The sequence below is a fragment of the Sphingobium sp. FW305-3-2-15-F-TSA7 genome (genome assembly GCF_058787155.1).
Genome location: NZ_JBYSZM010000071.1, coordinates 1 through 9596, shown reverse-complemented (window position 1 = coordinate 9596; position 9596 = coordinate 1). Strand labels below are relative to the sequence as shown.

General features: G+C 64.6%; 7 protein-coding genes. 4 read left to right on the top strand and 3 right to left on the bottom strand.

The features are described from left to right. Positions 1–107: 107 nt before the first annotated feature. From cysS to AC3WN8_RS29940, 4 genes are all read left to right on the top strand, one after another. Positions 108–1514: a cysteine--tRNA ligase gene (gene cysS, locus AC3WN8_RS29955; RefSeq protein ID WP_492673191.1), complete on the top strand. Its 1407-nt coding sequence runs from the start codon at positions 108–110 to the stop codon at positions 1512–1514. A 36-nt stretch (positions 1515–1550) separates the two neighbouring features. Further along, entirely contained in the window at positions 1551–2501 is a 951-nt protein-coding gene (locus AC3WN8_RS29950; protein ID WP_492673190.1) for a D-2-hydroxyacid dehydrogenase, read from the top strand. A gap of 102 nt (positions 2502–2603) precedes the next feature. Beyond that, positions 2604–4247 (top strand): acetolactate synthase large subunit, encoded by a 1644-nt coding sequence (locus AC3WN8_RS29945; protein ID WP_492673189.1) that lies wholly within the window; start codon positions 2604–2606, stop codon positions 4245–4247. An 82-nt stretch (positions 4248–4329) separates the two neighbouring features. Then, positions 4330–5757 carry an aldehyde dehydrogenase family protein gene (locus AC3WN8_RS29940; protein WP_492673192.1) on the top strand — a complete coding sequence of 476 codons (1428 nt, stop codon included), beginning with the start codon at positions 4330–4332 and terminating at the stop codon, positions 5755–5757. Here AC3WN8_RS29940 and AC3WN8_RS29935 read toward each other — a convergent pair. The 3 genes from AC3WN8_RS29935 to gcvPA all read right to left on the bottom strand — a co-directional run bounded on the left by AC3WN8_RS29935 (position 5754) and on the right by gcvPA (position 9554). Beyond that, positions 5754–6392, bottom strand: coding sequence for a DUF938 domain-containing protein (locus AC3WN8_RS29935; protein ID WP_492673188.1), 639 nt, complete (start codon positions 6390–6392; stop codon positions 5754–5756). The genes AC3WN8_RS29940 and AC3WN8_RS29935 overlap by 4 nt on opposite strands. A gap of 241 nt (positions 6393–6633) precedes the next feature. Beyond that, a complete protein-coding gene (gene gcvPB / locus AC3WN8_RS29930; protein WP_492673187.1) occupies positions 6634–8199 on the bottom strand; it encodes an aminomethyl-transferring glycine dehydrogenase subunit GcvPB in 1566 nt (521 codons plus the stop codon). Beyond that, positions 8196–9554, bottom strand: coding sequence for an aminomethyl-transferring glycine dehydrogenase subunit GcvPA (gcvPA, locus tag AC3WN8_RS29925; protein ID WP_492673186.1), 1359 nt, complete (start codon positions 9552–9554; stop codon positions 8196–8198). The genes gcvPB and gcvPA overlap by 4 nt, the downstream gene beginning before the upstream one ends. Between the last annotated feature and the right edge of the window lie 42 nt (positions 9555–9596).

Below are 9596 nucleotides of genomic sequence, written 5' to 3'. Positions count from 1 at the left end.
ACCCCCGTCCAAGCCCCCTCCGGCACCGCCCTGATCCTGCACGCAGCCCGATCCATGGGTTCGGCGGCGGTTGACGCGGGCGCGTTTTGCGGAGATTGGCACGGGCCATGACCCAAGGCGCACCGCTCGTCCTCTATGACAGCCTGACCCGCGCGGCGCGGCCGTTCGCGCCGATCGATCCCGATCGCGTGCGCGTCTATTCGTGCGGACCCACCGTCTACAATTACGCGCATCTCGGCAATCTGCGCGCCTATGTCTTCACCGACACGCTCAGCCGCATCCTCACCTGGAAGGGCTGGCCGCTCACCCATGTCATCAACATCACCGATGTCGGCCATCTGACGTCCGATGCCGATGCCGGCGACGACAAGATGGAAGCCGCCGCGCGCGCGCAGGCCAAGAGCATCTGGGATATCGCAGCGCATTATACCCAGGCGTTCAAGCAGAATCTGGCGGATCTCAACATCCGTGCGCCCAGCCTGTGGTCGGTCGCCACCGACCATATCGGCGAGATGGTGGAATTCGCGACCGATATCGCGCCGCGCCATTGCTACGAGCTCGACAGCGGCCTGTATTTCGACGTCTCGACCGTTCCCGATTACGGCCGGCTGGCGCGCACCACCGACGATCAGGGCGAAAGCCGGATCGATCCGGTCGCGGGCAAGCGCCACGCTCAGGATTTCGCGATCTGGCGCAAATCAGCGTCCGGCGAGAACCGCCAGATGGAATGGGATTCGCCTTGGGGTCGCGGCGCACCCGGCTGGCATCTCGAATGCTCGGTGATGAGCCGCAAATATCTCGGCGACCAGTTCGACATCCATACCGGCGGGATCGACCATCGCGAGATCCACCATCCCAACGAGATCGCGCAGAACCAGGCGCATAGCTGCACGCCCAATACCGGCGCCAACTGGTGGATGCACAATAATTTCCTGGTCGATCGCGGCGGCAAGATGTCGAAGTCCAAGGGCGGCTTCACCACGCTCCAGTCGCTGATCGACCGCGGCATCCATCCCCTCGCCTATCGGCTGATGTGCATTTCGGCGCATTATCGGTCGGAACTGGAATTCAGCGCGGAAAGCCTGTCGGCGGCGCTGACCCGGCTGCGGCGCTGGGTGATCGCGGTTTCGGCGCTTGGCGACGACGATGGCGATGCCGATCAAACGCTGCTGTCCGCATTCGACGAAGCGATTTCCGACGATCTCAACCTCCCCAAGGCGCTGCCTTTGCTCGACAAGGCGATCGCACAGAAGTCGCGCGCAACGATCGCGCGAATGGACGCGGTGTTCGGGCTCGGCCTGCTGACGCTGACCCGCACCAATCTGCGCGTCCGTCCTGCCGCCGCGGTGCTGACCGATGACGAGGTCGAGACGCATATCGCCGAGCGCCGCCAGGCCCGCGCCGACAAGGATTTTGCGACCTCGGACCGCATCCGCGACACGCTTGCGGCGCAGGGCGTCGAGATCATGGACGGCGACCCGCTCGGCTGGGACTGGAAGATCGCACTCGACTGACCCGATGATCGCCGAGGCAAGATGGGAGATGGACGAATGACCAGGATCAACGCCGTCTTTCCTGCCTTTGCCCGGGCCTTGATCGAGCCGCATCTGACGCCCGAGATCGACGCGCACTGGTTCACCACGCCCGAAGAGGCGATCGCGCTCGCGCCCGCCGCCGAGATCGGCTGGTTCGATCAGCAAGTGCCCGCCAATGTCGGCAAGGCGGCGGTGGCCGCGACCCGGCTCAAATGGCTGACCACCATCTTTGCCGGGCTCGACGCGCTGCCGCTCACCCTGCTCGCCGAGCGCGGCGTCACTCTGACCAACGGTGCGGGACTCGCCGCGATTCCCGTCGCCGAATATGCGGTGATGGGGATGATGGCAGCGGCCAAGGGCTTCCATCAGGTCGTGCGTGCGCAGGATCGGCGCGAATGGCCGGTGGTGTCGCCCGGCACCGCCGAACTCTGGGAAAGCAGCGCGCTGGTGATCGGCTATGGCGCGATCGGTCAGGCGATCGGCGAAAGACTGACGGGATTGGGCGTGCGCGTCACCGGCGTCCGTCGGTCCCCCTCCGACGATCCGGCGGTCATCGGCCCCGACGATTGGCGCGCACGGCTCGGCGAGTTCGACTGGGTGATGCTTGCCGCCCCTTCGACCCCGGAGACGAAAGCATTGCTCGGCACGTCGGATTTCGCGGCGATGCGTTCCAGCGCCTGGCTGGTCAATATCGCACGCGGCGACCTGGTCGATCAGGATGCGTTGATCGAGGCGTTGCAGCTCCGGCGGATTGCGGGCGCATTTCTCGACGTCACCACGCCCGAGCCGCTGCCTGCGGAGAATCCGCTCTGGGCAATGCCCAATGTGATCATCACCATGCATCTCTCGGGCCGCGCGCAGACCCGCCTGTTCCCGCGCGCCGCCGCACTCTTCGCCGAAAATCTGCGCCATTATCTGGCCGGCGAGCCGCTGCGGAACATGGTGGATCCGGCACGCGGCTATTGAGGATGACTCCTCGGGCGAACAGGATTACCACGGACGCATAGGGGTCGCGACAATCTGGACAAAATCCATCGCTCCACGGGGCGTGCGGGGGAGACTAGCGGCATGACCAAGGCATCCGATCTGTTCGTCCAGTGCCTCGAGGAAGAGGGCGTCGAATATATCTTCGGCGTTCCCGGCGAAGAGAATCTCGACATGCTCGATTCGCTCAGTCGCTCGAAGATCAGGCTGATCCTGACCCGGCACGAACAGGGGGCCGGCTTCATGGCCGCGACCTATGGCCGCCATACCGGCAAGACCGGCGTGTGCATGGCCACGCTCGGCCCCGGCGCCACCAATCTCGTCACCGCCGCGGCCTATGCGCAACTCGGCGGCATGCCGATCCTGATGGTGACCGGGCAGAAACCGATCAAGAAATCCAAACAGGGCCGGTTCCAGATCCTCGACGTGGTCGACATGATGCGACCGATCACCAAATACACGCATCAGCTTGCCAGCGCCGACAATATCCCCAGCCGCGTCCGCGAAGCGTTCCGCCTGGCCGAAGAGGAGAAACCCGGCGCCACCCATCTCGAATTTCCCGAGGATGTGGCGGATGAAAAGACCGAGAGCGTGCCGATCCGGCCGAGCCTTGCGCGCCGTCCCTCCGCCGATCCCAAGGCGGTCCGCGCCGCGGTCAAGATGCTCGAAAGGGCGAAGGCGCCGATCCTGGTCATCGGCGCGGGCGCCAATCGCAAGATGACCGGGCGGATGCTGCTCCAGTTCGTCGAGAAGACCGGCATCCCCTTCCTCACCACCCAGCTCGGCAAGGGCGTGATCGACGAAACCCATCCGAAATTCCTCGGCTGCGCGGCGCTGTCTTCGGGCGATTTTGTCCACCGCGCGATCGAGGCGTCGGACCTGATCGTCAATATCGGCCATGACGTGATCGAGAAGCCGCCCTTCTTCATGCGCCCCGGCGGTTGCCCGGTCATCCATGTCTCGACGCGCTCGGCCGAGGTCGACCCGGTCTATTTTCCCGAGATCGAAGTGATCGGCGATATCGCCAATGCCATCTGGCAGATGAAGGAGGATATCGTCCCGCAAGGCTGGGGCTGCGAAGCGATGCTCGCTTCCCGCAAGGCCGAAGTGGCGCACACGGCGAGCCTGGAGGACGATCTCCGCTTTCCCATCTATCCACCGCATCTGGTGAAGCAGGTGCGTCAGGCGATGCCCAATGACGGCATCATCTGCCTCGACAATGGCGTCTACAAGATCTGGTTCGCGCGCAACTATCCCGCGCGCCAGCAGAATACGGTGCTGCTCGACAATGCACTGGCGACGATGGGCGCCGGCCTTCCTTCCGCCATGGCGTCCGCGATGGTCTATCCCGGCCGCAAGGTCATGGCGATCTGCGGCGATGGCGGCTTCATGATGAACAGCCAGGAAATGGAGACGGCGGTCCGGCTGAAGCTCGACATCACCGTGCTGGTGCTCAACGACAGCAGCTACGGCATGATCCGCTGGAAACAGGCGAATATGGGCTTCAAGGATTGGGGCCTGGAATTCGGCAATCCCGACTTCGTCAAATATGCCGAGGCCTATGGCGCCCACGGCCACCGCGTCGAGAGCGCCGAACATCTGACCGAATTGTTGCGTCACACGCTCGACACGCCGGGCGTCCATCTGATCGATTGCCAGGTCGACTATTCGGACAATGACAGGATATTGAACAACGAGATCAAGGCGCTGAGTGCAAGCCTGCTCTAGCCGTTTGTTTTACCGCGATTTTCGAGTCGTTCGATGATTCCATCGAACGACAAATCGCTCTGGAGGAAAGTCCCGCGTGGCGATGCTGAAGGACGTCTATCCGCTCTACCTCAACAATGAGGCGCAGCAGCCCAACACCGATCTGGAGGTGACCGACAAGTTCACCGGCAAGGTCGCTTTCCGCTGCGCACAGGCCGATGCCAGGACGATCGACGCCGGCATCCAGGGCGCAGTCGAAGCCGCCGAGCCGATGCGCAAGCTGGCATCCTATGAGCGTCAGGCCGTGCTCCAGCATTGCGTCTCTCGCTTCAAGGAACGGTTCGACGAACTCGCCTATGCGCTGTGCGTCGAGGCAGGCAAGCCGATCAAGGACAGCGAAGGAGAGGTCACGCGCCTGATCGACACCTTCCGCATCGCCGCAGAGGAATCGGTGCGGATGACCGGCGAAGTCCAGCCGCTGGACATCTCGCCGCGTGCCAAGGGGTATCAGGGCATCTGGAAGCGCGTACCGATCGGCCCTTGCTCGTTCATCTCGCCCTTCAACTTCCCGCTCAACCTCGCCGCGCACAAGATCGCGCCCGCGATCGCCGTCGGCTGCCCCTTCGTGATGAAACCCGCCAGCCGCACCCCGCTGGGGGCGCTGATCATGGGCGAGATCCTCGCCGAAACCGACCTGCCCAAGGGCGCCTTCTCGATCCTGCCCGCGCACCGCGAAGGCGCCGACCTGTTCACCGAAGACGAGCGGCTGAAATTGCTGTCCTTCACCGGTTCGCCGGCGGTCGGTTGGGAGCTGAAGGCCAAGGCGGGCAAGAAGAAGGTCGTGCTCGAACTGGGCGGCAATGCCGCCGTCATCGTCGACAAAGACGCGAACCTGGCCGACGCGCTGGAGCGCGTGATCTTCGGCGCTTTCTATCAATCCGGGCAGAGCTGCATCGGCGTGCAGCGCATCCTGATCCATGCCGATGTCTACGACGAGTTCCGCGACATGCTCGTCGCGAAGACCAGGACATTGGTCGCCGGCGATCCGCACGATCGCGCCACCTTTATCGGCCCGATGATCTCCGAAGGCGAAGCCCGGCGGCTCGACACCTGGATCCAGGAAGCCGTGGCCAAGGGCGCGACCCTGTTGTGCGGCGGCAAGCGCGACGGCGCGATGCTGGAGGCGACATTGCTCGAAGGCGTCGACCGGAACACCAAATTGAATATCGAAGAAGCCTTCGGCCCCGTCGCTTTCCTGATCAGGTTCGACGACTTCAACGAAGCACTGGACATCGTCAACGACAGCAAATTCGGCCTGCAGGCGGGCGTGTTCACGCGCGACCTGTTCCAGATGTTCGACGCCTGGGACACGCTCGACGTCGGCGGCATCGTCATCAACGACGTGCCGAGCTATCGCGTCGACAATATGCCCTATGGCGGCGTCAAGGATTCCGGGCTTGGCCGCGAAGGCATCCGCTTCGCGATGGAGGACATGACCGAGATTCGGAATCTCGTGATCCGGCGCACCTAATCCGCCCGGAAAATGACCGACAGGTTGTTCGCCGGCATCTCGACGAAACGCTCGAAGCTGAGACCATTTTCGGCGGCGAGCGCGATCACATCCTCCATCGCGCGCAGCCCCCAGGCCGGATTGCGGGCACGCAATGATGCGTCGAACGCCAGATTGCTCTCGGCGGTCGGAACATCGCCCCTAATATAGGGGCCATAGAGATAGAGCGGTGCGCCCGACGACAAGAGTCGCGCCGCGCCGGCCATCAGCCCCTCGGTCGCGGCCCATGGGCTGATATGGACCATGTTGATGCACAATATCGCATCCGCACGCACGACCGGCCATTCGCTGACCGCGGCATCCAGCATGAGCGCCGGACGAACATTGGCAAGGCCGGCCTCCGCACGCCAGGCATTGATCGATGCGAGCGCCGCCGGCTCGGGATCGCTCGGCTGCCAGTCGAGCCCCGGAAATGCCTGCGCGAAATGGACGATATGTTCACCGCTGCCGCTGGCCACTTCGAGGACCTGCCCGGTCTCGGGCAGGGTTTCGCGCAGCACGGCGGCAATGGCGTCGCGATTGCGCAACGTGGCGGGCGCGTGGCGCTTGGCTTCGCCGCCGCCATCGGCGGGGCTCCAGGGAGCGGGTGCGGTCATGACCGTGTCAAAGCGGTTCCAGACCGATCTGGCAAGTGCATGCGGCCCGTGATCGATTCAGCGATCACAAGCCCACAGTCATGGACATGCCCCGTCGTCATTGCGAGCGAAGCGCGGCAATCCAGCGATGCATCGGCCGCTGGATTGCCGCGTCGCTACGCTCCTCGCAATGACAAATGACAATGGCAGAGCCGGAATGACGGTGATTTGATCGGATCGATCGCCCCGACCCACCGACGCGCTACTCGGCCGCCTCCGCAACCTCCGCGGCTTTCCACACCAGGACCGGCTTGCGCGCGGCCAGCGTCTCGTCGAGCCGCCGGCGCGGCGCGAAATGCGGGGCCCCTTTCAGCACCTGATCCCCGGCCTTGGCACGCTCGGCCACCGAACGCAGCGCGCCGATGAACTGATCGAGCGCGGCCTTGCTCTCGGTCTCGGTGGGCTCGACCAGCATCGCGCCATGGACGACGAGCGGGAAATACATCGTCATCGGATGATAGCCCTCATCGATCAGGCCCTTGGCGACATCGAGCGTGGTGAAACCTTCGGCAAGCCCGTCATCCGAGAACAAAGCCTCATGCATGCACGGACCGCTCGGCCCGAACGGCGCGTCGAGCACATCCTCCAGGCTGCGCAGCACATAGTTGGCGTTGAGCACCGCATCGCCGGAAACCTGACGAAGCCCGTCGGCGCCATGGCTCAGAATATAAGCGAGCGCGCGGGTGAACATGCCCATCTGGCCATGGAAGGCGACCATCCGGCCGAAGCTCTGCGCGTGATGCTCGCCGGCAGTCTCCTCCTCGACGAGGTGATAACCATCGGCGGTCTTCTCGACGATGGGCAAGGGGGCGAACGGCGCCAGCGCTTCGGAGAACACCACCGGCCCCGCACCCGGCCCACCGCCGCCATGCGGCGTCGAGAAGGTCTTGTGTAGATTGATGTGCATCGCATCGACGCCGAGGTCGCCCGGGCGCACCCGGCCGACGATCGCGTTGAAATTGGCGCCGTCGCAATAGACCAGCGCGCCCGCGTCGTGGACGGCATCGGCGATCGCCTTCATATCGCGCTCGAAGAGGCCGCATGTATTGGGATTGGTGATCATCACCGCCGCAACATCGGGGCCCAGGCGTGCCTTCAGGGCCTCCAGGTCGACGCGTCCCTCCGCAGTCGCCGGGATATCTTCGACTGCATAGCCGCAGAACGCCGCGGTTGCCGGGTTGGTGCCATGCGCACTTTCGGGCACGAGGATCACCGAACGCGCATCGCCGCGCGCTTCTAGTGCGGAGCGGATCGCAAGCAGGCCGCACAATTCACCGTGCGCGCCGGCCTTGGGGCTCATCGCCACCGCCGGCATGCCGGTCAGCGTCGTCAGCCAATGCGCCAACTCATGGATCACCGCGAGCGCGCCCTGCACCGTGTCGATGGTCTGGAGCGGGTGCAGGTCGGCAAAACCCGCCATCCGGGCCACTTTTTCATTGAGGCGCGGATTATGCTTCATCGTGCACGAACCGAGCGGGAACAGGCCCAGGTCGATCGCGTAATTCTGGCGGCTGAGCCGGGTATAGTGACGCACCGCCTCGGGCTCGGACAGGCCGGGCAAGCCGATCCCGCGATTGCGCTCCAGCCCCGACAGGCGTGATGCGACCGCCGGTGCGGCCTCCAGATCGACGCCGGTCGTATGCGCATCGCCGATCTCGAAGATCAGTGCCTCTTCGAGCATCAGCGCACGATTGCCGGTGAAGGTTGCTCCCGCCTGCGCCACACTGCCGCCCATTTCGGGCTTCCATCCGCTCTGGTTGATCGTCATGCCAGCGCCTCCTCGAGTCCGGCGGCCAGCGCCTCGACATCCTCGGCAGTGCTCGTCTCCGTCACCGCCACCACAAGCCCGCGTTCGAGCGCCTCGACACCCGGATAGAGCCGGCCGAGCGACACGCCGGCCAGCACGCCGCGATCGGCGAGCGCACGCACCACCGGCCGCGCTTCCTGCTCGAGATCGAGCGTGAATTCGTTGAAGAAACCGTCATTGATCAGAGTCACGCCGGGGATCTTCTCCAGCCGCTCCGCCGCCTTCACCGCCAGTGCGTGATTGAGCATCGCCAGATCGCGCAGCCCCTTTTCGCCCAGCAAGGTCATATGGACCGAAAAGGCGAGCGCGCAGAGACCGCTATTGGTGCAGATGTTCGACGTCGCCTTTTCGCGGCGGATATGCTGCTCGCGGGTCGACAAGGTCAGCACGAAGCCACGCTTGCCCTCGGCATCGACGGTCTCGCCGCACAACCGGCCCGGCATCTGCCGGACGAAGCGCTCCTGGCACGCGAACAGGCCGACATAGGGACCGCCGAACTGCAGCCCGACGCCGATGCCCTGGCCTTCACCGACGACGATATCGGCACCCATCTCGCCAGGCGACCGCAACGCGCCGAGTGCGACGGGCTCGGTCACCACCGCGATCAGCAGCGCGCCCTTTTCATGCGCGCGCGCCGCGATCTCAGACAGGTCGCCGATGCGGCCGAGAATATCGGGATATTGGACGACGACGCATGACGTGTCGCCGTCGATCGCGTCGAGCAGCCGCGCCGCGTCTGTCTTTGCCTCAAGCGAGGGCAATGCCGTCTCCAGCACATCGCCGGTGAAGCGCGCCATGGTCTGCGAGACCGACACATAATGCGGATGGAGCCCCGCCGACAGGATCGCCTTGTTCCGCCGCGTGATCCGCCGCGCCATCACGATCGCTTCCCAGCACGCGGTCGAACCGTCGTACATCGAGGCGTTGGCGACGTCGCAGCCATAAAGCTGCGCGACCTGGGTCTGGAACTCGAAGAGCATCTGCAACGTGCCCTGCGCGATTTCCGGCTGATAGGGCGTATAGGCGGTCAGGAATTCGCCACGCTGGATCAGATGATCGACCGAGGCCGGGACGTGGTGGCGATAGGCGCCGCAGCCGAGGAAGAAAGGCGCCTCCCCCGCCGACAGATTGCGCTTGGCCAGCGCGCCCATATGGCGCTCGACCGCGAGTTCGGTCGCATGGTCGGGCAAACCGGCAACCGGGCCGGACAGACATGCGCTTTCGGGCACGTCGACGAACAGCTCGTCGATCGACTGCGCGCCGATCCGCGCGAGCATCGCACCGCGGTCTGCGTCGGTAAGGGGAAGGTATCGCATTCGAGTCTCCAGCCCCTCCCTTTCAAGGGAGGGGTTTGGGGT

What these genes read in the sequence shown, in the direction of transcription:
- AC3WN8_RS29950 (WP_492673190.1), top strand. Translation starts at nt 1,551, where the DNA reads ATGACCAGGATCAACGCCGTCTTTCCTGCCTTTGCCCGGGCCTTGATC.
- gcvPA (WP_492673186.1), bottom strand. Translation starts at nt 9,554, where the DNA reads ATGCGATACCTTCCCCTTACCGACGCAGACCGCGGTGCGATGCTCGCG.
- AC3WN8_RS29935 (WP_492673188.1), bottom strand. Translation starts at nt 6,392, where the DNA reads ATGACCGCACCCGCTCCCTGGAGCCCCGCCGATGGCGGCGGCGAAGCC.
- AC3WN8_RS29945 (WP_492673189.1), top strand. Translation starts at nt 2,604, where the DNA reads ATGACCAAGGCATCCGATCTGTTCGTCCAGTGCCTCGAGGAAGAGGGC.
- AC3WN8_RS29940 (WP_492673192.1), top strand. Translation starts at nt 4,330, where the DNA reads ATGCTGAAGGACGTCTATCCGCTCTACCTCAACAATGAGGCGCAGCAG.
- cysS (WP_492673191.1), top strand. Translation starts at nt 108, where the DNA reads ATGACCCAAGGCGCACCGCTCGTCCTCTATGACAGCCTGACCCGCGCG.
- gcvPB (WP_492673187.1), bottom strand. Translation starts at nt 8,199, where the DNA reads ATGACGATCAACCAGAGCGGATGGAAGCCCGAAATGGGCGGCAGTGTG.